This window comes from Pseudomonas alkylphenolica (assembly GCF_004025535.1).
GTDB lineage: Bacteria > Pseudomonadota > Gammaproteobacteria > Pseudomonadales > Pseudomonadaceae > Aquipseudomonas > Aquipseudomonas alkylphenolica_A.
Window position 1 is genome coordinate 420,579 of sequence record NZ_QJRG01000034.1, and the last position, 20,187, is coordinate 440,765.

Annotated in this window: 20 protein-coding genes; 7 read left to right on the forward strand and 13 right to left on the reverse strand. The window is 61.2% G+C overall.

Translation table 11 applies throughout. The features are described from left to right. Nucleotides 1-42: 42 nt before the first annotated feature. From trmD to ffh, 4 genes are all read right to left on the reverse strand, one after another. Nucleotides 43-795, reverse strand: coding sequence for a tRNA (guanosine(37)-N1)-methyltransferase TrmD (trmD, locus tag DM813_RS06015; protein WP_128322501.1), 753 nt, complete (start codon nucleotides 793-795; stop codon nucleotides 43-45). Between the two features lie 3 nt (nucleotides 796-798). After that, complete coding sequence (rimM, locus tag DM813_RS06020; RefSeq protein WP_128322502.1) at nucleotides 799-1,335, reverse strand: ribosome maturation factor RimM; 537 nt, start codon at nucleotides 1,333-1,335, stop codon at nucleotides 799-801. A 5-nt stretch (nucleotides 1,336-1,340) separates the two neighbouring features. Next, entirely contained in the window at nucleotides 1,341-1,592 is a 252-nt protein-coding gene (rpsP, locus tag DM813_RS06025) for a 30S ribosomal protein S16 (RefSeq protein WP_128322503.1), read from the reverse strand. A gap of 236 nt (nucleotides 1,593-1,828) precedes the next feature. Then, on the reverse strand, nucleotides 1,829-3,205 hold the full coding sequence (gene ffh, locus DM813_RS06030; RefSeq protein ID WP_128322504.1) for a signal recognition particle protein: 1,377 nt from the start codon (nucleotides 3,203-3,205) through the stop codon (nucleotides 1,829-1,831). 196 nt (nucleotides 3,206-3,401) lie between these two features. Between ffh and DM813_RS06035 the strand changes: the two genes are divergently transcribed. The 3 genes from DM813_RS06035 to DM813_RS06045 all read left to right on the forward strand — a co-directional run bounded on the left by DM813_RS06035 (nucleotide 3,402) and on the right by DM813_RS06045 (nucleotide 7,010). Continuing rightward, complete coding sequence (locus DM813_RS06035) at nucleotides 3,402-4,214, forward strand: cytochrome C assembly family protein (RefSeq protein ID WP_128322505.1); 813 nt, start codon at nucleotides 3,402-3,404, stop codon at nucleotides 4,212-4,214. Nucleotides 4,215-4,227: 13 nt separating this feature from the next. Then, on the forward strand, nucleotides 4,228-5,439 hold the full coding sequence (locus tag DM813_RS06040; protein WP_128322506.1) for a transporter associated domain-containing protein: 1,212 nt from the start codon (nucleotides 4,228-4,230) through the stop codon (nucleotides 5,437-5,439). A gap of 266 nt (nucleotides 5,440-5,705) precedes the next feature. Continuing rightward, nucleotides 5,706-7,010, forward strand: coding sequence for an MFS transporter (locus DM813_RS06045; protein WP_128322507.1), 1,305 nt, complete (start codon nucleotides 5,706-5,708; stop codon nucleotides 7,008-7,010). 56 nt (nucleotides 7,011-7,066) lie between these two features. On the opposite strand, the gene purT is transcribed toward DM813_RS06045, so the two are convergent. From purT to DM813_RS06070, 5 genes are all read right to left on the reverse strand, one after another. Then, nucleotides 7,067-8,248, reverse strand: coding sequence for a formate-dependent phosphoribosylglycinamide formyltransferase (purT, locus tag DM813_RS06050; protein WP_128322508.1), 1,182 nt, complete (start codon nucleotides 8,246-8,248; stop codon nucleotides 7,067-7,069). Nucleotides 8,249-8,344: 96 nt separating this feature from the next. Continuing rightward, entirely contained in the window at nucleotides 8,345-8,812 is a 468-nt protein-coding gene (locus tag DM813_RS06055) for a VUT family protein (RefSeq protein WP_128322509.1), read from the reverse strand. A gap of 63 nt (nucleotides 8,813-8,875) precedes the next feature. Next, a complete protein-coding gene (locus tag DM813_RS06060; RefSeq protein WP_128322510.1) occupies nucleotides 8,876-9,088 on the reverse strand; it encodes a DUF1289 domain-containing protein in 213 nt (70 codons plus the stop codon). Next, nucleotides 9,088-9,612, reverse strand: a complete 525-nt coding sequence (locus tag DM813_RS06065) for a gamma carbonic anhydrase family protein (RefSeq protein WP_128322511.1) — start codon at nucleotides 9,610-9,612, stop codon at nucleotides 9,088-9,090. Before DM813_RS06065 ends, DM813_RS06060 begins: the two co-directional genes overlap by 1 nt. A gap of 43 nt (nucleotides 9,613-9,655) precedes the next feature. Then, a complete protein-coding gene (locus tag DM813_RS06070; RefSeq protein WP_128322512.1) occupies nucleotides 9,656-10,255 on the reverse strand; it encodes a CoA pyrophosphatase in 600 nt (199 codons plus the stop codon). A gap of 133 nt (nucleotides 10,256-10,388) precedes the next feature. Between DM813_RS06070 and DM813_RS06075 the strand changes: the two genes are divergently transcribed. Together DM813_RS06075 and DM813_RS06080 are read left to right on the forward strand one after the other, a co-directional pair. Beyond that, nucleotides 10,389-10,943: an NUDIX hydrolase gene (locus tag DM813_RS06075; protein ID WP_128322513.1), complete on the forward strand. Its 555-nt coding sequence runs from the start codon at nucleotides 10,389-10,391 to the stop codon at nucleotides 10,941-10,943. Nucleotides 10,944-10,961: 18 nt separating this feature from the next. Next, entirely contained in the window at nucleotides 10,962-11,519 is a 558-nt protein-coding gene (locus tag DM813_RS06080; RefSeq protein WP_128322514.1) for a L,D-transpeptidase family protein, read from the forward strand. Nucleotides 11,520-11,584: 65 nt separating this feature from the next. Here DM813_RS06080 and DM813_RS06085 read toward each other — a convergent pair whose 3' ends face one another. Together DM813_RS06085 and purL are read right to left on the reverse strand one after the other, a co-directional pair. Next, the gene (locus tag DM813_RS06085; RefSeq protein WP_128322907.1) at nucleotides 11,585-11,896 is read right to left on the reverse strand and encodes a YqfO family protein; all 312 of its coding nucleotides are present in this window, start codon (nucleotides 11,894-11,896) and stop codon (nucleotides 11,585-11,587) included. Nucleotides 11,897-11,898: 2 nt separating this feature from the next. After that, the gene (gene purL, locus DM813_RS06090; protein WP_128322515.1) at nucleotides 11,899-15,798 is read right to left on the reverse strand and encodes a phosphoribosylformylglycinamidine synthase; all 3,900 of its coding nucleotides are present in this window, start codon (nucleotides 15,796-15,798) and stop codon (nucleotides 11,899-11,901) included. 245 nt (nucleotides 15,799-16,043) lie between these two features. Here purL and mltF point away from each other — a divergent pair, with 245 nt between their 5' ends. After that, nucleotides 16,044-17,504, forward strand: a complete 1,461-nt coding sequence (gene mltF, locus DM813_RS06095; RefSeq protein ID WP_128322516.1) for a membrane-bound lytic murein transglycosylase MltF — start codon at nucleotides 16,044-16,046, stop codon at nucleotides 17,502-17,504. Nucleotides 17,505-17,579: 75 nt separating this feature from the next. Here mltF and tadA read toward each other — a convergent pair whose 3' ends face one another. Further along, on the reverse strand, nucleotides 17,580-18,056 hold the full coding sequence (gene tadA / locus DM813_RS06100) for a tRNA adenosine(34) deaminase TadA (protein ID WP_128322517.1): 477 nt from the start codon (nucleotides 18,054-18,056) through the stop codon (nucleotides 17,580-17,582). Next, nucleotides 18,056-19,435 (reverse strand): multicopper oxidase family protein, encoded by a 1,380-nt coding sequence (locus DM813_RS06105; RefSeq protein WP_128322518.1) that lies wholly within the window; start codon nucleotides 19,433-19,435, stop codon nucleotides 18,056-18,058. Before DM813_RS06105 ends, tadA begins: the two co-directional genes overlap by 1 nt. Before the next feature lie 216 nt (nucleotides 19,436-19,651). Here DM813_RS06105 and DM813_RS06110 point away from each other — a divergent pair, with 216 nt between their 5' ends. Further along, nucleotides 19,652-20,137, forward strand: coding sequence for an ester cyclase (locus DM813_RS06110; protein WP_128322519.1), 486 nt, complete (start codon nucleotides 19,652-19,654; stop codon nucleotides 20,135-20,137). Nucleotides 20,138-20,187 lie beyond the last annotated feature (50 nt).

A 20,187-nucleotide genomic window follows, 5' to 3' on the forward strand; every position in this document is an offset into this window, starting at 1 on the left:
GCTGTGCTCCTAAGGTAAATCGTCGGATCTACCATCGATACGTTAACTATCGTCCCGCTCACGGAGATACTCCTCGAGCAGCTTCTTCTCTTCTCCAGAAAGTGAGCGACTTTCCAGAAGATCGGCGCGTCGTTCATAGGTCCGCCCAAGGGACTGCTGTAAACGCCATCGCCGGATGTGTGCATGGTTGCCACTAAGCAACACGTCGGGAACACGCTGATCCGCATACACCTCCGGTCGGGTGTAGTGCGGGCAATCAAGCAGACCATCGGTAAAGGAATCTTCCTCTGCCGAGTCCGCATGCCCTAAAGCTCCGGGCAGCAGTCGCGTAACCGCATCAATCAGGACCATCGCCGGTAGCTCGCCACCAGACAATACGTAGTCCCCAATCGACCACTCTTCATCGACATGAGCTTCAATAAAGCGCTCGTCGATGCCTTCATATCGACCGGCTATCAGAATCAACGACTCTTGACTCGCCAGGTCTTTGACCGCCGACTGACTCAGCTTGCGGCCTTGCGGGCTCAGGTAAATCACCTTTGCCGCCTCTCCGGTTGCCTGCCTGGCATGGACCAGGGCATCTTCCAGAGGCTTGATCTTCATCACCATGCCCGGACCACCGCCAAAAGGCCGATCATCCACTGTATGGTGGCGATCTGTGGTGTAGTCCCGCGGATTCCAGCAGGTCAATTGCAACAACCCCTGTTTTACCGCTCGGCTGGTAATGCCGTACTCACTGATGGCCGAGAACATCTCGGGGAACAGCGTGATGACGTCTACGCGCAGGCTCGCCATTGCTTAGAAGTCCGCGTCCCATTCCACCCTCATCACGCCTGCATCCAGGTCGATTGCCAGCACGCATTGCTCTGTATAGGGCAACAACCGCTCGCGATCATCCAGGCTGCCCGCGCAGGGCTTGACCACCATTACATCGTTCGCGCCGGTCTCCAACAGGTGATCAACCGTGCCGAACAGCTGTTCGTCCTGATTGATGACTTTCAGACCCACCAACTGGTACCAGTAGTACTCGTCGACAGGCAGGTTGGGCAAAAGGCTACGCGAGATACAAATCTCATAACCGCTCAGAAGACGGGCTTCATCACGATCGTCGAGGCCTTTGAGCTTGGCGACCAGATCCTTTTGAGTGGAACGGCCACTGACCAGCTCTACCTGTTTAACCACGCCTTCGCGCCGAAGCGTCCAGTTGCGGTAATCCAACAGGTTTTCAATCGGATCAGTAAAGGAATACACCTTCACTTCGCCGCGAACGCCGTGAACCGAGAAAATCTTGCCAACAACGATTAAATCGTCAGCACTTTCTGGCGTCGCGTTCATATTGCTCAGGCAGCAGCCTTGGCAGCTTGCTTCAGCAGTTGAGCAACGCGCTCGGACGGCTGCGCGCCAACGCTCAGCCAGTGAGCAACGCGGTCTTGTTTAACGGACAGACGAACTTCCTGACCACGAGCGATAGGGTTGAAGAAACCAACCTGCTCGATGTGCGAACCGGTAACCGGGTTACGCGAGTCGGTCACGGTCAGGGTGTAGAATGGGCGCTTTTTAGAGCCACCACGGGCAAGACGGATGGTTAGCATTGAACATCGTTCCTGTAGTCGGTGCTGCAAATCATAATGCACAGCGGGCACACGGGTGCCCGAAAGGCCGCATATTCTCAAGGAATACACGGACTTTTGCAAATGCCTTTTTACGACAAGGAAAAAGGCCAGCCTGCAGATTTGCGAATAACGCTGCCTTATATAAAGCAGCAGTGTCCCGCCGAAGGCGGGGTTCCGATCAGCCGCCCGGTTTCAGGCCGCTGATCTGAATCGGGTTACAGCTTGGGCATGCCGCCACCTGGCATCATGCCGCCCAGGCCGCGCATCATTTTGGCCATGCCGCCTTTGGCAGAAAACTTCTTCATCATCTTCTGCATCTGCTTGTGCTGCTTGATCAAGCGACCGATGTCCTGCACCTGGGTGCCGGAACCCATGGCGATACGGCGCTTGCGCGAACCGCTGATCAAGTCAGGGTCGCGGCGCTCGGCCGGGGTCATGGAGTTGATGATCGCTTCCATCTGCTTGAACTGTTTCTCGGCCGCACCCTGGGCATTGCCCATCTGGGCCAGGTTGACGCCGCCGATGCTTGGCAGTTTGTCCATCAGGCCGCCGAGGCCGCCCATGTTCTTCATCTGTTGCAGCTGGTCACGGAAGTCTTCGAGGTCGAAGCCCTTGCCCTTCTTCAGCTTCTTGGCCAGTTTGTCGGCCTTTTCTTTGTCGAGAGTCTGCTCGGCCTGTTCGATCAGGCTGAGCACGTCACCCATGCCCAGGATGCGCGAGGCGATACGGTCCGGGTGGAACGGCTCGAGCGCTTCGCTCTTCTCGCCCATACCGATGAACTTGATCGGCTTGCCGGTGATGGCACGCACCGACAGCGCAGCACCGCCACGGGCGTCACCGTCGACCTTGGTCAGGATCACGCCGGTGAGCGGCAGCGCATCACCAAACGCCTTGGCGGTGTTGGCCGCGTCCTGACCGGTCATGGCGTCAACCACAAACAGGGTTTCGATCGGCTTGACCGCAGCGTGCAGGTCCTTGATCTCGGTCATCATCTCGGCATCGATATGCAGACGACCGGCGGTGTCGACGATGACCACGTCGATGAATTTCAGTTTGGCTTCACGGATGGCCGCTTCAGCAATGGCCACCGGCTTCTGGCTGATGTCGGACGGGAAGAAGGTCACGCCGATGTCGCCAGCCAGCGTTTCCAGCTGCTTGATTGCTGCCGGACGGTAGACGTCAGCCGACACCACCATCACCGACTTCTTCTTGCGCTCCTTGAGGAAGCGCGCCAGCTTGCCGGCGGTGGTGGTCTTACCAGCACCCTGCAAACCGGCCATCAGTACCACAGCGGGCGGCGCGGCGTTGAGCGACAGCTCTTCGTTAGCCGCGCCCATCATGCCTTCGAGCTCGGCCTGGACAATCTTCACGAATGCCTGGCCCGGGGTCAGGCTGCGCGACACCTCGGTGCCGACGGCACGTTCTTTGATCTTGTTGACGAAATCCTTGACCACCGGCAGGGCGACGTCAGCCTCGAGCAACGCCATGCGCACTTCACGCAGGGTGTCTTTGATGTTGTCTTCGGTCAGCTTGGCCTTGCCGGTGACATGGCGCAGCGTCTGTGACAGACGGTCGGTCAGGTTTTCAAACATGGTGATCCTTTCAGGCTCTGTAGAACCGAGGTTTATCAGCTGCCTCTGGCGTGTTCGACGGGCCTTGGGCAGGGGCAGGTCGGCGATTATAACGAAGACTCGGGCACGCGCACACCTCGCCGTCGGCTGGCAGTCTTCCTTGGCGGACGCGTTCTATGCCAAACTCAGCTCTTTTCGGGCTTGCCTAACAGGACTTATGCTCCCTTTGTCACCCAGCTTGCTACCCAACCTGATCGCCGCCTGCCTGTATGCCGCCGCGACTCTCTATCAAGGCTCGCGCCTGGCGCAAGGCGCCAAGGCCGACAAGCGCCTGCTCGGCCTGCTGGGCGCGCTTGCGGTCATTGCCCAGGGCACTGCGCTGTGCTGGCAATTGATCACGCCATTGGGCCTGAGCCTGGATTTTTTCAGCGCCGCCAGCCTGATCGCCACTGCCGTCATCACCCTGACCCTGCTCGCCTGCCTGCGCATCCCGGTAGAAAACCTGCTGGTACTGCTATTTCCGCTGGGCATGCTCACCGCGTTGACCGCGCAGTTCGCGCCCCCGGGCACAGTGCCGCTGATCGACGAAGAGCCCGGTATCCTTGCGCACATCCTGCTGTCGATCCTGGCGTACGGGATGTTCACCATCGCCGTGTTCCAGGCGCTGTTGCTGCTGCTTCAGGACCACCAGCTCAAACACAAGCACCCTTCGGGGCTGATCAAGAACTTCCCACCCCTGCAAACCATGGAAAGCCTACTGTTCGGTTTTCTCTGGGCCGGCTGGGGGCTGTTGTCACTGTCGCTGATTTCCGGCTGGCTGTTTCTCGACAATCTGTTTGCGCAACACCTGGTGCACAAAACCCTGCTGGCCTGTGTGGCCTGGGTCGTGTTCAGCGTGCTGTTGTGGGGCCGCACCCGACTGGGCTGGCGTGGCCACAAGGCCATTCGCTGGACCCTGGCCGGCTTCTGCCTGCTGATGCTGGCCTACTTCGGCAGCAAGCTGGTGCGCGAATTCATCCTGCACATCTGACGGGCACAGGTAAATGGACGCTCTGCCGTTAGGCCCCTTGCTTGGCATACTGGCACTGGCCCTGCTCTGGTCGGCACTGTTCACTGCGGTGGACGCCGCCCAGCAGCACCTCAATAACGCACGGCGCAACAACCTGACCGGCGAACACCCGGAACTGGCCGTCACCCCGCAATCACTGGTGCTGTGCTCGACCCTTGGCAAGTTGCTGGTACTGGCCCTGGCCTGCCTGCTGGGGCAGCGCTACAACGGTGAACAGGGGTTCTGGCTGGCAGGCCTGGGCGCCTCGGCACTGCTTCTCGTACTGTCCGAGTACCTGCCACGTCAGCTGGCCCGCCGCAACCCGCAGACCTTCATCAGCCTTGGCAACAGCCTGCTCAAAGCCCCCCTGACATTGCTCCGGCCGCTGGCCTGGCTGCTCGATGGCTGCGCCCGGGTATTACTGCGCCCGTTCCGTATTCAGCCGCATGCCGTTGCCCTGCATGATCAAACCGATACCGATGACGCCGAAGACGACCCACAGGCCGGCCATCGCCTGAACCTGCCCGAGAGCCTACTGGCCCTGGACAAGATCACCGTCAACGACATCCTGGTGCCACGCAACGATGTTGACGGCATCAACCTCGATGACTCGATCGAGCAGATCATCGAGCAACTGATCATCAGCCGCCACACCCGTCTGCCGGTGTATCACAGCGACATCAACCAGGTTGAAGCCATCCTCAATACCAAGCTGATCAGCCACCTTCTGCCCAAGGCCGAGCTGACCCGCGAAGCGCTGCAGGCTGCGTGCTACGACCCGTATTTCGTTCCGGAAAGCACTCCGCTGCAACTGCAGCTGCTCAATTTCCACAAGCAGCAGCGCCGCCTCGGTGTCGTCGTCGACGAATACGGCGAGGTACAGGGCATTGTCACGCTTGAGGACATTCTTGAAGAAATCGTCGGCGAGTTCGAAGACGAACACAGCCTGGACAACCCGCACATCCACCCCCAGGCAGACGGGCGTTTCGTCATTGAAGGCAACGTTGCCATCCGTGAACTCAATCGCAGCCTGGGCTGGCACCTGCCAAGCGACGGCCCGAAAACCCTCAACGGCCTGGTGACCGAAGCACTGGAAAGCATCCCGGCCAGTGCGGTCTGCCTGAAAATCGGCCGCTATCGCCTGGAAATCCTCGAAACAGAGGACAATTGCGCCAGTCGCATACTGGTCTGGACCGTAACCCGCTAGTTATACTCAGGCCACGCTTACCCAGCCCAGCCGTCTCGCCTGCTACCCGCACCCGGCGTTTCTCGGCCAGTCCGCACGACCGAATACTGCGCGCCGAATCCGCACTGGTTCACACCCCGAACAGTGCCCGCGCCGCCCCTATCCCCAACGGGCGTATGCTCAGTCACGCGACCAACAACAATACGCTTCGGCGCTTGTCCGCTTAAGCCTGCCTGTGCAGGTCGGCGGCTACGCCAAGGGAGCACTCGACTGTCAGGGATAATCGCATGACAACCAGCAGCACCTACTCAGACACGGCCCCGGCCAGCACCGGCAACTCCCCGGCAAGGGTGGCCACGGCCAGCTTTATCGGCACCGCCATCGAGTTCTACGACTTCTATGTCTACGCCACTGCCGCCGCACTGGTCATCGGCCCGGTGTTTTTCCCGCAAACCTCAGGCACCGCACAGATGCTGTCGGCGTTCCTGACCTTCGGCATCGCCTTCCTGGCCAGGCCCCTGGGCTCGGCGCTGTTCGGCCACTTCGGTGACCGCATCGGACGCAAATCGACCCTGGTGGCCTCGTTGCTGCTGATGGGCGTGTGCACCACCCTGATCGGCGTGCTGCCCGGCTACGACAGCATCGGGGCCTGGGCCCCCATCCTCTTGTGTGTACTGCGCTTCGGCCAGGGCCTGGGTCTTGGTGGCGAATGGGGTGGTGCTGCCCTGCTGGCCACGGAGAACGCCCCCAAAGGCAAACGCGCCTGGTTCGGCATGTTCCCGCAACTGGGCCCTTCCATCGGCTTTTTGGCTGCCAACGGCCTGTTCCTGACCCTGGCCATGGTTCTGACCGACGAGCAGTTCCGCAGCTGGGGCTGGCGGATTCCGTTCCTGCTCAGCGCCGCACTGGTCATTGTTGGCCTGTATGTACGGCTCAAGCTGGAAGAGACACCGATCTTCGCCAAGGCCATTGCCCGCCATGAACGGGTGAAAATGCCGGTGGTCGAGCTGTTCTCGCAGTACTGGATGCCGGTGCTGCTCGGCGCCGCCGCCATGGTGGTGTGCTATGCACTGTTCTACATCTCGACGGTGTTTTCGCTCAGCTATGGGGTGTCAACGCTGGGCTACAGCCGTGAGACGTTCCTCGGCCTGTTGTGCTTTGCAGTGTTGTTCATGGCCCTGGCTACCCCGCTGTCGGCGTGGCTCAGCGACAAGTACGGGCGCAAGCCGGTGCTGATCGTCGGTGCGATCCTGGCGATTCTCTCCGGCTTTACCATGCAGCCGCTGCTGACCTCCGGCTCCACCACCGGTGTCGCACTGTTCCTGGCCATCGAGCTGTTCCTGATGGGGGTGACTTTCGCCCCGATGGGCGCGTTGCTGCCTGAGCTGTTCCCCACCCATGTACGTTACACAGGGGCATCGGCAGCCTATAACCTCGGCGGCATTGTCGGCGCTTCGGCGGCACCGTTCTTCGCCCAGAAGCTGGTGGCGATGGGCGGTTTGAGCTGGGTGGGCGGTTATGTGTCGGCAGCAGCGCTGCTGAGCCTGATTGCCGTGCTGTGCCTGAAAGAAACCCGCCACTCGGAGCTATGACGGGATGAGCCGCATGCTGCAAGCCACACGGCTTGCAGCATGCGGCCAGGGGTCAGTCAGAACTCGACGCTGACTGCTTGCGAAGCGCGGGTCGCTTTGGCCCGTGCAGCCTCGATCGACTCGTCACGTGCCAGGCACACGCCCATGCGGCGCTGGCCATTGACCTCAGGTTTGCCGAACAGACGAATCGCCGTATCCGGCTCGCTGAGGGCCACGCCCAGGTTGGCGAATGCAGTTTGCTGCGATTGACCTTCCACCAGAATAACTGCCGAAGCCGAAGGACCGAACTGACGGATCAATGGAATCGGCAGGCCGAGAATTGCCCGCGCATGCAGGGCGAATTGCGACAGGTCCTGGGAAATCAGGGTCACCAGGCCAGTGTCATGCGGGCGCGGCGACACTTCGCTGAACCACACCTGATCACCCTTGATGAACAGCTCGACACCAAACAGGCCGCGACCACCCAGCGCCTCGGTCACAGCCTTCGCCACACGCTCGGATTCAGCCAGCGCCTTGGGGCTCATGGCCTGAGGCTGCCAGGATTCCTGATAGTCACCCTTCTCCTGACGGTGCCCGACCGGCGCACAGAACGTGGTACCGCCAACATGGCGCACGGTCAGTAGGGTAATTTCGTAGTCAAAGTCGATGAAGCCCTCGATGATCACCCGGCCCTTGCCGGCGCGACCGCCCTCCTGGGCGTACTCCCAGGCCTTGTGCAGGTCATCGGTGCTGCGCAGCAGGCTCTGGCCCTTGCCCGACGAACTCATCACCGGCTTGACCACGCAAGGGAAACCCAGGTCCTCGACGGCCTTGGCATAGTCTTCGAAGGTGTCGGCAAAGTGGTAAGGCGACGTCGGCAGGTCCAGCTCTTCGGCAGCCAGGCGGCGAATGCCTTCACGGTTCATGGTCAACTGCGCAGCACGTGCCGTCGGCACCACGGTGAAGCCTTCGTTTTCCAGCTCGACCAGGGTCGCGGTGGCGATGGCTTCGATCTCCGGCACGATGTAGTGCGGCTTCTCGGCCTCGATCACCGCGCGCAACGCAGCGCCATCGAGCATATTGATCACATGGCTGCGATGGGCCACCTGCATGGCGGGGGCATTGGCGTAACGGTCCACGGCGATCACTTCAACACCCAGGCGTTGCAGCTCAATCACCACTTCCTTGCCCAGTTCGCCGCAGCCACACAGCAGTACGCGGGTCGCTGTTGGCGACAATGGGGTTCCGATACGGGTCATTTCAGGTCCTCAAGGGGAAGGAATCCAGGGCCGCCCCGTACTCGGGGCAACCCGGTGAAAAGGAGCGCCATTTTACATGAACCGTGCCTCCCGGCCTCAGCCGATGGCAGCACGTTTGCGCAAACGCCAGGCCATGATCAGCCAGACCGCAGTCACCCCGGCAAATTTCGAAGCCAATGCGGTGCCGACCACCGCCGGGGTCAACGCCCCGATCATGCCGAAAAAGATGAAGGTATCGACCGGAATGCTCAGCGCCGAACTCAACCACAAGCGGTCATGCAAGGGCCGCCGGGTAATGCTGAAGACCAGCCAGTCAATCAGCTCGGAAACGGCAAAGGCCGTGGCGCTGGCCAGGGCAATGGCAGGCTCGGAGGTGATGTACGACAGCGCCAGCGCCACCAGCATGGCGATCAGTGCACCATGGCCAAAGCGGGTCTGGACCATGTCGCGCAGGATGAACACCAGCCCGCCCCAGGCAGACCAGATGACGTCGAGGTGCGGGGCGCTGGAAAAGGCGTAGTTGATCAGCACGACACTGCTGATGTAGGCAATCAGAAAAGGCATGGGAATAACCGCTGGACAAGCGCTACAGGGTACTTCAGCCGCCGCCTGCGGCCAAGTACCCGCTCAGCCGGCGATACTGCCCGCGTTGAAGATGAGCCCCGCCGCCAGTGCGCGCTCATGACACAACTTGAGTACCTGGCGCCGTTCAGTGTTGTCCATGCGCCCCCAGCGGGTGATTTCCATGGCCGTGCGCTGACAACCCGTGCAGATATCGGCCTCATCCAGGGCACAGATCTGCACACAGGGCGACGCCACCGGGCGTTCACTGGTGCTCATCAATCCTCCTGAGGCGCGAGGTCGCGGGCATAACGCTCGGCGTTGTGCACATAGTGCGCAGCACTGGCTTCAAGCATCTTTTTCTGCGCATCGGTGAGTTCGCGCACCACCTTGCCGGGAGAACCCATCACCAGCGAGCCGTCGGGAATTTCCTTGCCCTCGGGGACCAGGGCATTGGCGCCAATGATGCAGTACTTGCCGATTTTTGCACCATTGAGAATGACGGCGTTGATCCCGACCAGGCTGTAGTCGCCCACGGAACAGCCGTGCAACATGGCGTTGTGGCCGACGGTGACGCCCTTGCCCAGGGTCAGCGGCGAGCCCATGTCAGTGTGCATGACGGTACCGTCCTGGACATTGCTGTTCTCACCGATGTCGATCAGTTCATTGTCGCCGCGCAGCACCGCGCCAAACCAGACACTGGCACCCGCCTGCAAGCGCACTTTGCCGATCAATGTGGCAGTGGGCGCCGCCCAGCTGCGTGGATGGGTTTCGACCCGCAGGTCGCCCAGACGGTATTTCATGCGTGGTTCCTCACGGTGCAGCGGTCGTGGCGGGTGGGCCCGCTCAAATTGGGGTAAAGCGTTCAGGCGGCTGATGCAGGCTGATCCGGGCATCGTAAAGCAAGTTGACCAGCTCGACGATCATGATCGCCGACAGCCCCCAGATCTTGTACTCGCCAAAGCGGTAGCTGGGCACATACCAGCTGCGCCCTTGATAGTCGATACGGTGGGTGTGATCACGCGGGTCCTGGCGAAAGAACTCCAGCGGAACGGTGAACACCGCGGCAATTTCTGCATCGTTGGCCTGGTACTCGACAAAATCGGGAATCACCCCGACAAACGGCGTTACCTTGATCCCATGCAGCGAAATCAACGGGCTCAACGGACCGATAATCTCTACCAGCCCAGGGGGCAGACCGATCTCCTCCTCGGCCTCGCGCAAAGCTGTAAATACCAGGTCGGGGTCTCCCGGGTCACGGCGGCCGCCGGGGAACGCTACTTCGCCACCGTGGGTCGACAGCCCTTTGGCGCGCAGGGTCAGTACCAGTTCAGGCGCTTCGCTGCGGGTGATGGGCAATAACACTGCGGCCTCGGGAAAACGATGATCGGTCTCCAGGGTGCTCGGCGTATGACTGCTTACGCGGCGAAGTAGCTCGTCCAGCATTGCTCTCTCTCGATTCCAAAGCCTGATCAGCATGATGCACCAAAGCCGCGGGCCGCCCAAGCCCCGATACGAACCGGCTTGCAGGTGCAGTGAAAGTCGCGCCAAGATAAGCGCTACTTACAGGAATAAAAGCATGAAATTCTGCAGCGCGTGCGGTAAACCGGTAAATCAGCGTATTCCCGAAGGCGACACACGCCTGCGCTACGTCTGCGACCACTGCCAGACCATCCATTACCAGAACCCCAATATCGTCGCCGGCGTCCTCCCAACCTGGGGCGGCCAGGTGTTGCTGTGCCGCCGCGCCATCGAGCCACGCCGGGGTTACTGGACCTTACCTGCCGGTTTCATGGAGAACGGTGAAACCCTGGAGCAGGCCGCCCGCCGCGAAACGGTCGAGGAAGCCTGTGCCCGTGTCAGCGAGATGACCCTCTACCAGCTGTTCGACCTGCCGCACATCAGCCAGGTGCATGTGTTCTTTCGCGCAGAGCTGGCTGATCTGGACTTTGCCGTCGGCGTCGAAAGCCTGGAAGTGCGACTTTTCGACGAAAGTGAGATCCCGTGGGACGAGCTGGCTTTCCGCACCATCACCCGTACCCTAGAATGCTATTATCGTGACCGCATCGAGCAACACTACCCGATTGGCAATGAATGCCTGTCGCCGATGCTCGTCTCGTCTTCCAACAATTAATTTCCGGGATACTGCTTCATGCGCTGGTTGCTTGCCCTTTTCTGCCTCAGTATGGCTTCGGTGTCCCAGGCAGCGTTTACCGAAACAATCGTCACCCGGCCGGTCGACAAGATCGCCCCCTCGCCTCTCCAGCTAAAACCCCAACCGGCAGTGCCCATCGACAAAATCCTGGTGGTCAAGTCTGAACGTCGCCTGCAGCTGATCAGTGGCGGCGCACCGCTGAAAACTTACCGCATTTCCCTGGGCAAGCAGCCCAAGGGCGCAAAAATGCGCGAAGGTGACAAGCGCACCCCGGAAGGTTTCTACTGGATCGACTGGCGCAAGGAGAGCGACCGCTACAACCTGGCCATGCACGTCTCCTACCCGAACATCAGCGACTCGGCACGAGCCCGGCGCGAAGGCGTGCCACCTGGCGGCATGATCATGATCCACGGCACGCCACTGGACGAAGAATACCCTGAAGAGTTCTTCCACACCCTGGACTGGACCGAAGGCTGCATCGCCATGACCAACCGCGACATGCGCGAGGTCTGGGACATGGTACCCGACGGCACGATGATCGAAATTCGTCCCTGAGGGCTTTCCCCCAGACACAAAAAAGCCGCGACCAGTGCAAACCGGTCGCGGCTTTTTTACAGGCTTTAGAAGTCGGCGAGTTGCCAGACCTCATACGCCGGTGTTTCGTAAGGGTGATTCTGCTTGAGCGCAGCGACCACCGGGTGGATCAGCGCATCGGCCACGACCAGCTCCACCCGCCATTCCTCGACCTGCTCGACCACGCCGCGCTGCCCAATGAACGGCTGGCTGCCGTCCAGTGGGCGGAACTGGCCCTGGCCCAACACCTGCCAGGCGCAGCAGTCGTAGTCACCGATGCGTCCGCCGCCAGCGGCGAACACAGCGGTTTTGACCACGTCCACATGGCTGGGCGGGACGAAGAACGCGAGTTTGTACACCCTTAGTTCACCCAGACCCGCGCGTTGCGGAACATGCGCATCCACGCACCGTCTTCGTTCCAGTCATCCGGACGCCAGGAGTTCTGCACGGCACGGAAAACACGCTCAGGGTGCGGCATCATGATGGTGACGCGACCGTCGCGGCTGGTCAGGCCGGTAATCCCGCGCGGCGAGCCGTTCGGGTTGGCCGGGTAGGTCTCAGTGACCTTGCCGTGGTTGTCGACAAAGCGCAGGGCTACGCAACCGGACAGGTCGGCTTCGAGCAAGGCTTCTTCGCTGGCGAACTCGGCATGGCCCTCACCGTGCGCGATGGCGATCGGCATGCGCGAACCGGCCATGCCCTGCAGGAAGATCGAGTTCGACTCCTGGACCTGAACCATGGCCACACGGGCTTCGAACTGCTCGGAACGGTTACGCACGAAGTGCGGCCACAGCTCGGTGCCCGGAATCAGCTCGTGCAGGTTGGACATCATCTGGCAACCGTTGCACACGCCGAGGGTGAAGCTGTCGGTACGCTCGAAGTACTGCTGGAACGCCTCGCGGGCACGGCTGTTGAACAGTGCCGACTTGGCCCAGCCCTCACCGGCACCCAGTACGTCGCCGTACGAGAAGCCGCCGCAGGCTACCAGTCCTTTGAATTCGTTCAGGTCGATGCGACCGGCGAGGATATCGCTCATGTGCACGTCGATGGCGTTGAAGCCGGCACGGTCGAAAGCTGCCGCCATCTCGACCTGGCCGTTGACACCCTGCTCGCGCAGGACGGCTACCTGAGGACGAATGCCTTTCTTGATGTAGGGCGCGGCGATGTCCTGATTGACGTCGAAGCCGAGTTTGACGCTCAAACCCGGATTGTCCTCTTCGAGCAGAGCGTTGAACTCCTGATCGGCGCAGTCGGCGTTGTCACGCAGGCGCTGGATCTGGTAGCTGGTTTCAGCCCATTGACGCTGCAGCTGGCCGCGCTCTCCCTGGAACAGGTCTTCGCCCATGTGCTGGATCAGCACTTCGTTGCTGTTGACCGGCTTGCCGATCACGGCAACGCAGTCTTCGCCCAGGCCGGCAGCGCTGAACTGCGCCAGCACGTCCGGGGTTGCGTCCTGACGCACCTGGATGACCGCACCCAGCTCTTCGTTGAAGAGGATGGCGGCGATCTTTTCACGCTTGCTGGTCAGGGTGTCCAGCTCCAGGCTCAAGCCGCAATGACCGGCAAAAGCCATTTCCAGCACGGTGGTCATCAGGCCACCGTCGGAACGGTCGTGGTAAGCCAGCAGGTGACCATCTTTGTTCAGCCCCTGGATTACGGCGAAGAAGGCCTTGAGGTCTTCGGCGTCGTCGACGTCCGGCGCCTGGCTGCCGAGCTTGCCGTGGGTCTGGGCGAGGATCGAGGCACCCATGCGGTTCTTGCCGCGGCCGAGGTCGATCAGGATCAGGTCAGTCTCGCCCCGGTCCATGCGCAGTTCAGGCGTGAGGGTCTTGCGAATGTCGGTGACCGGTGCAAAACCGGTGACGATCAGCGACAGCGGCGAGGTGACGGACTTCTCCGCGCCTTCTTCGCTCCACTTGGTCTTCATCGACATCGAGTCCTTGCCCACCGGAATGGTCAGGCCCAGCTCAGGGCACAGCTCCATGCCGACGGCCCTGACGGTGTCGTACAGACGCGCGTCTTCACCCGGGTGACCGGCAGCGGACATCCAGTTGGCCGACAGTTTGATGTCGGACAGCTTCTCGATACGCGAAGCGGCCATGTTAGTCAGGGTTTCGCCGATTGCCATACGTCCGGATGCCGGGGCATCCAGCAGCGCCAGCGGGGTGCGCTCGCCCATCGCCATGGCTTCGCCGGTGTACACGTCAAAGCTGGTGGCGGTGACGGCAACGTCGGCCACAGGTACCTGCCACGGGCCAACCATCTGGTCGCGGGCAACCAGGCCGGTAATGGTGCGGTCGCCAATGGTGATCAGGAAGCTCTTGCTGGCCACGGCCGGGTGACGCAGAACGCGCTCGACCGAATCCTTGAGTTCCAGTGCGCTCGGGTCGAAGTCATCGCCCAGCTCGGCTTCACGGGTGACCGAACGGTGCATGCGCGGCGGCTTGCCCAGCAGCACTTCCAGCGGCATGTCCACCGGGCTGTTGTTGAAGTGGCTGTCGGTAACAGTCAGGTGTGGCTCTGCAGTGGCTTCGCCGACCACGGCGAACGGGCAGCGCTCGCGCTCGCAGATGGCCTGGAACCGCTCGAAATCGGCGGCATCGACTGCCAGCACGTAACGCTCCTGGGACTCGTTGCTCCAGATTTCGTGCGGGGCCATGCCCGGCTCGTCGTTGGGCACGTTACGCAGCTCGAAGCGGCCACCACGACCACCGTCGTTGACCAGTTCCGGGAAGGCGTTGGAAATACCGCCGGCGCCGACGTCATGGATGAAGGCGATCGGGTTCTTGTCGCCCAGCTGCCAGCAACGGTCGATGACCTCCTGGCAGCGGCGTTCCATTTCCGGGTTCTCGCGTTGTACCGAGGCGAAGTCCAGGTCGGCAGAGCTGGCGCCGGTAGCAACCGACGATGCCGCACCGCCACCCAGGCCGATGAGCATCGCCGGGCCACCGAGGACGATCAGCTTGGCACCGACGGTAATCTCGCCTTTTTGCACGTGATCTTCACGGATGTTGCCCATACCACCGGCCAACATGATCGGCTTGTGATAACCGCGCACTTCTTCACCGTGCGGGGTAGTGATCGACTGCTCGAAGGTACGGAAGTAACCGGTCAGGGCCGGACGACCGAATTCGTTGTTGAAGGCGGCGCCACCCAGCGGGCCGTCGACCATGATGTCGAGGGCATTGACGATGCGCTCTGGCTTGCCATACGCCTTCTCCCATGGCTGTTCGAAGCCGGGGATGCGCAGGTTGGATACGGTGAAACCGGTGAGGCCAGCCTTGGGCTTGGCGCCACGACCGGTCGCGCCTTCGTCGCGGATTTCGCCACCGGAACCGGTGGAGGCACCGGAGAACGGCGAAATGGCGGTCGGGTGGTTGTGGGTCTCGACCTTCATCAGGATGTGCACCGGCTCCTGCACCGCACCGTACTGGCGGGTCTCAGGGTTCGGGAAGAAGCGCCCGGCGGTGCTACCGACGATCACCGAGGCATTGTCCTTGTAAGCGGACAACACGCCTTCGCTGTGCATCTGGTAGGTGTTCTTGATCATGCCGAACAGGCTTTTTTCCTGGCTTTCGCCGTCGATATCCCAACTGGCGTTGAAGATCTTGTGACGGCAATGCTCGGAGTTGGCCTGGGCGAACATCATCAGTTCGATGTCGTTCGGGTTGCGCGCCAGGGTCTGGAAGGCGTCGACCAGGTAGTCGATCTCGTCTTCGGCCAGGGCCAGGCCAAGGTCGATGTTCGCCTGTGCCAGTGCGGCGCGACCGCCACCGAGGATGTCCACCGAAGTCATCGGCTTGGGCTGCGCATGGCTGAACAAGCCAGCGGCGTCTTCCAGGCGGGCCAGGACGATCTGGGTCATGCGGTCGTGCAGAACCTGGGCGACCAGTGCCGCGTCGGCTTCGCTCAGCTCACCGGCGACGTAGTAGGCAATGCCGCGTTCCAGGCGCTGGATGTTTTCCAGGCCGCAGTTGTGGGCGATGTCGCTGGCCTTGCTCGACCAGGGCGAGATGGTGCCGAATCGTGGCAAAACCAGGAACAGGCGGCCGCTTGGCTCCTGTACCGGTACGCTCGGGCCGTACTTGAGCAAGCGTGCGAGTACTTGCTGTTGGTCGGCGGTCAGATCGCCGTCAACCTCGGCGAAATGAGCAAATTCAGCGTACAAACCACTAACAGCGGGGACTTTCTGGCTCAATTGCTCGAGTAATTTACCGTGGCGAAAGGCAGAAAGGGCAGGAGCGCCGCGCAGGATCAACATCGTCGGGACAGCCTCAGGAAGGGGGTGTGCTTAGAGGCCGTGCATTCTAGCCTAAATCCGTGGCTTCCGGCACCCGCAACAGAGCATTCCGACGCGTGCGCCTGTCGGCGGAACAAACCGGACTCAGGGGTCAAAAAACTGCACCCTTCGCGCCCGCGCTCCACCCCTAGCGCAAACTGTGCTAGCAGACAAGCAATCCGTTGTCGAGATATGGCGGGATCAGTCCTTTGCGTATACTGCAATTTATGTTCGCCCAAACTGCTCTGCGACAGCGTTGCGCCAAATGGCTCTTCGCAATCGGACTCTTCCTGATGCTCGGTGCCTGTGTTGAAAAACCCAGCACCCTTGAGCGCGTGAAGGAGGACGGTGTGCTGCGCGTAATTACCCGCAACAGCCCCGCCACCTACTTTGAAGACCGCAACGGTGAAACCGGCTTCGAGTACGAGCTGGTCAAGCGCTTTGCCGACGACCTGGGCGTGGAGCTGAAGATCGAGACCGCCGACAACCTCGACGAGCTTTACGATCAGCTTGGCAAACCCTCCGGCCCGGTACTGGCCGCCGCCGGCCTGGTCAGCAGCGAACGGCGCAAGTCACAGGTACGTTTTTCCCACCCGTACCTTGAAGTCACCCCGCAGATCATCTACCGCAACGGCCGTTCGCGGCCGACCGACGCCAAGGACCTGGTGGGCAAGAAGATCATGGTGCTCAAAGGCAGCACCCACGCCGAACAGCTGGCAGAACTGAAAAAGCAGTATCCGGCCCTGGAATACGAAGAGTCCGACGCGGTTGAGGTGGTCGACCTGCTGCGCATGGTCGACGAAGGGCAGATCGACCTGACCCTGGTCGACTCCAACGAACTGGCAATGAACCAGGTCTACTTTCCCAACGTGCGGGTGGCCTTCGACCTCGGTGATTCCCGCGACCAGCGCTGGGCCGTCGCCGCCGGCGAAGACAACAGCCTGCTTAACGAGATCAACGAATTTCTCGACAAAGTCCAGAAGAATGGCACCTTGCAGCGCCTGAAAGACCGCTACTACGGCCATGTCGATGTACTCGGCTACGTCGGTGCCTACACCTTCGCCCAACACCTGCAGCAGCGTCTGCCGCGCTATGAGAAGCACTTCAAGGCATCGGCCAAGAAAGAGCAGGTCGACTGGCGTTTGCTGGCCGCCATCGGCTACCAGGAGTCCATGTGGCAGGCCGAAGTCACCTCCAAGACCGGTGTGCGCGGGCTGATGATGCTGACCCAGCGCACTGCCCAGGCCATGGGGGTGTCCAACCGCCTGGATCCGGTACAGAGCATTCGCGGTGGCGCCAAGTACTTCATGCACGTGAAGGAGCAACTGGACGACTCGATCAAGGAGCCGGACCGTACCTGGTTTGCCCTGGCGGCCTACAACGTCGGTGGCGGACATCTGGACGATGCGCGCAAACTGGCCAAACGTGAGGGATTGAACCCGAACAAGTGGCTGGACGTGAAGAAAATGCTGCCGCGCCTTTCGCAAAAGCAATGGTACAGCAAGACCCGCTACGGCTATGCCCGCGGCGGGGAGCCGGTGCATTTCGTGGCGAACATCCGGCGTTACTACGACATCCTCACCTGGGTGACCCAGCCTCAGCTGGAGGGCAGCCAGGTGGCCGATGGCAACCTGCATGTGCCGGGAATCGACAAGACCAAGCCGCCTGAGCCCTCGCCGCCGCTGTGAAGCTGTAGGAGCGGATTTATCCGCGATTGCCCGCAGCGCGGGCCCCACAGTTAACCAGAAGACAGTCAGTCGCTCCTATTTCCGGCGCGCCTTGAAGAACTCTGAAAGAATCGTCCCGCACTCCTCGGCCAGCACGCCGCCTTCGAACAAGACCCGGTGATTGAGAAACCCCTGGGTAAAGAACTGACCTTGGCTCTGCACGATGCCTGCCTTGGGCTCTAGCGCGCCGTAGACGACCCGCGCAATGCGCGAATGCACGATCAGCCCGGCACACATGCTGCACGGCTCCAGGGTCACGTAGAGGGTACTGCCGGGCAGGCGATAGTTGCTTGCCGCCTGCGCTGCAGCACGAATGGCGACCATCTCGGCATGGGCACTGGGATCGCTGCCACTGATCGGACAGTTGAAGCCCCGACCAATCACCTGACCATGTTGCACCAGCACGGCACCCACCGGCACCTCGCCCATGGCAGCACCCTGCTCCGCCAGCGCCAGGGCCTGGCGCATGAATTCCTGATCACGGCTGCGATCAATGATTTGTGGCTGACGCATCAAACCACCTCGATCGCGGCCATCAGGCCGGTTTCCATATGGTCGATCACATGGCAATGGAACATCCAGGTTCCCGGGTTATCAGCCACCAGTGCCACCTGCGCGCTTTCGTTCTTGCCCAGCAGGTAGGTATCGGTGAAGTACTGCTCCTGGAACTTGTGCCGGTTCGAACTCAGCACCTTGAAACTCATGCCGTGCAAATGGATAGGGTGCTGGTACTGGGTCATGTTCTTGAGCTCGAAAATATAGCTCTTGCCCTTCCTGAGCGTGGCAATTGGCCGGTCGGCACAGGTCTTGTCGGTAATATCCCAGGCCTGGCCATTGATCTGCCAGAGGCTCGGCGGCTTGCCGTTCTCGGTATTCACCGAGACCTTGCCGACCCATTCGAAATTGAAGTTGAGCTTCTCGGCATTGGCCAGGTCGGGCTCGGCGATCGGGTTGGCCGGCAGCGCAGGCGGCCAGTCGCCTGGCGCTTGCGTGCTCGCTACCGAGCGCAGCGTGCCCAGGCGCACGAAACCGTCGCGCAGGGAAATCTCTTCGCCCGCCTCTGGAATGCGAATAGCCAGACAGATGCGCATGCCCGGCCCGAGCCAGTAGTCCTTCTGTAGCGGTCGCGGCGTGATCGGATTGCCATCGAGGGCATAGATCTTCGCCTCGCAGTTGCCGCGCAGGTTGATGCGGTAGGTCCAGGTGTTGTCCAGGTTCAGCAGCCGCACCCGTACCACCTGCCCTGCAGGCAGCTCGGTGACCGAGCCGGCCTGGCCGTTGATGGTAATCAACCGCCCGGCCGTGCCGTTGCGCGCCGCCTCGCGAGGCACACTGAAGGGCATGAACGCGCCTTGCTCGTCCACATGCCAGGTCTTCAGGCTCAGGGTACGTTCGTGAAGGAAGCCGGTCGGTTCGCGCTCCTCGACGATCAGCGGCCCGACCAGGCCGCGCCCCAGCTCTTCGGAACTGCTGACATGCGGGTGGTACCAGTAGCTGCCGGCATCTGGCACACGGAATTTGTAGTCGAAGTACTCGCCGGGCTTGACCGGCAGTTGCGACACGTAGGGCACCCCGTCCATCTCCAGCGGCAGGCGAATGCCATGCCAATGAATGGTGGTCTCGACCGGCAGGTGATTGATGAAGCGTACCCGCAGCCACTCACCCTGGCGCACCCGCAGCTCGGTACCCGGCGCCGACGGGCCGAAGGCCCAGGCCTCGGTCTTGTAGCCTGAGACCAGCTCTACGTCCAGCGGCGCGGCGATCAGCTCGTAGTCATGCCCGGCATCCGGATCACTGCGCCCCAGCCAGTAGCGGGATGCACCGCCAGCGCCCAGACCGATTGCCACCAGGCCGGTCAGGCCGCCGAGTATTTGTCGCCGGGTAAAAGACATGCAGCAGGTACCTCGAATTGCCAGGAACAACAGGTCGGCACCGTTCCAGGTACCGCCGATCAAGGGCGAATACGATACACCTGCAAGTGAGAAAGATTAAGTGAACTGTTGCCGCAGGCAGGCAGATGCCCTACGCCGCAGACACTACAATTACCCACCAAACGGTTCGTGGGCATCCGACTCTACAACAACAGCAACAATCGAAGAGGAAATACCATGCAGCGACTCTCGCTTCGCCTTGTCAGTGTTCTGGCCTTAATCCTGTTTGCCCAGTTCTCGGTGGCGGCGGACAAAGAAAAGACCCTGGAGGTCATCAACGCCTACATGAGCGCCTGGAACAAACACGACCCCGATGCCGCGGCGCAGTACTTTGCCGAGAACGGGGAGTTCCTCGACGCGTCCGTAGGTGTACCCAAAGTCGGCCGGGAAGCCGCCAGGGTCGAAGTCATCAAGCTGTTTATCGATGCGGTGCCTGACCTGAAATGGCAGATGGTTGGCCAGCCCGTCGTCGAGGGCGACAACATTGCTTTCGAGTGGCAGTTCGATGGAAACAACACCGGCGCCTGGGCGCCCGAGACCCCGGCGACCAACAAGCCGTTGTCGTTCAAGGGCGTCAGCTTCATCAGACTCAAGGACGGCAAGATCGCCTCGCAGCATGATTACTATGATGCGCTGTCATTCAACAAACAGCTGGGCTGGTAATCGGGTTAACGCAGCCTGAAGCCAGACAGCAAAAAGCCCGCACGATACGG

Bases quoted from the DNA above. Each gene is read 5' to 3' on its own strand.
- trmD (WP_128322501.1), bottom strand. From the start codon at position 795: ATGGCGAGCCTGCGCGTAGACGTCATCACGCTGTTCCCCGAGATGTTC.
- rimM (WP_128322502.1), bottom strand. From the start codon at position 1,335: ATGAACGCGACGCCAGAAAGTGCTGACGATTTAATCGTTGTTGGCAAG.
- rpsP (WP_128322503.1), bottom strand. From the start codon at position 1,592: ATGCTAACCATCCGTCTTGCCCGTGGTGGCTCTAAAAAGCGCCCATTC.
- ffh (WP_128322504.1), bottom strand. From the start codon at position 3,205: ATGTTTGAAAACCTGACCGACCGTCTGTCACAGACGCTGCGCCATGTC.
- DM813_RS06035 (WP_128322505.1), top strand. From the start codon at position 3,402: ATGCTCCCTTTGTCACCCAGCTTGCTACCCAACCTGATCGCCGCCTGC.
- DM813_RS06040 (WP_128322506.1), top strand. From the start codon at position 4,228: ATGGACGCTCTGCCGTTAGGCCCCTTGCTTGGCATACTGGCACTGGCC.
- DM813_RS06045 (WP_128322507.1), top strand. From the start codon at position 5,706: ATGACAACCAGCAGCACCTACTCAGACACGGCCCCGGCCAGCACCGGC.
- purT (WP_128322508.1), bottom strand. From the start codon at position 8,248: ATGACCCGTATCGGAACCCCATTGTCGCCAACAGCGACCCGCGTACTG.
- DM813_RS06055 (WP_128322509.1), bottom strand. From the start codon at position 8,812: ATGCCTTTTCTGATTGCCTACATCAGCAGTGTCGTGCTGATCAACTAC.
- DM813_RS06060 (WP_128322510.1), bottom strand. From the start codon at position 9,088: ATGAGCACCAGTGAACGCCCGGTGGCGTCGCCCTGTGTGCAGATCTGT.
- DM813_RS06065 (WP_128322511.1), bottom strand. From the start codon at position 9,612: ATGAAATACCGTCTGGGCGACCTGCGGGTCGAAACCCATCCACGCAGC.
- DM813_RS06070 (WP_128322512.1), bottom strand. From the start codon at position 10,255: ATGCTGGACGAGCTACTTCGCCGCGTAAGCAGTCATACGCCGAGCACC.
- DM813_RS06075 (WP_128322513.1), top strand. From the start codon at position 10,389: ATGAAATTCTGCAGCGCGTGCGGTAAACCGGTAAATCAGCGTATTCCC.
- DM813_RS06080 (WP_128322514.1), top strand. From the start codon at position 10,962: ATGCGCTGGTTGCTTGCCCTTTTCTGCCTCAGTATGGCTTCGGTGTCC.
- purL (WP_128322515.1), bottom strand. From the start codon at position 15,798: ATGTTGATCCTGCGCGGCGCTCCTGCCCTTTCTGCCTTTCGCCACGGT.
- mltF (WP_128322516.1), top strand. From the start codon at position 16,044: ATGTTCGCCCAAACTGCTCTGCGACAGCGTTGCGCCAAATGGCTCTTC.
- tadA (WP_128322517.1), bottom strand. From the start codon at position 18,056: ATGCGTCAGCCACAAATCATTGATCGCAGCCGTGATCAGGAATTCATG.
- DM813_RS06105 (WP_128322518.1), bottom strand. From the start codon at position 19,435: ATGTCTTTTACCCGGCGACAAATACTCGGCGGCCTGACCGGCCTGGTG.
- DM813_RS06110 (WP_128322519.1), top strand. From the start codon at position 19,652: ATGCAGCGACTCTCGCTTCGCCTTGTCAGTGTTCTGGCCTTAATCCTG.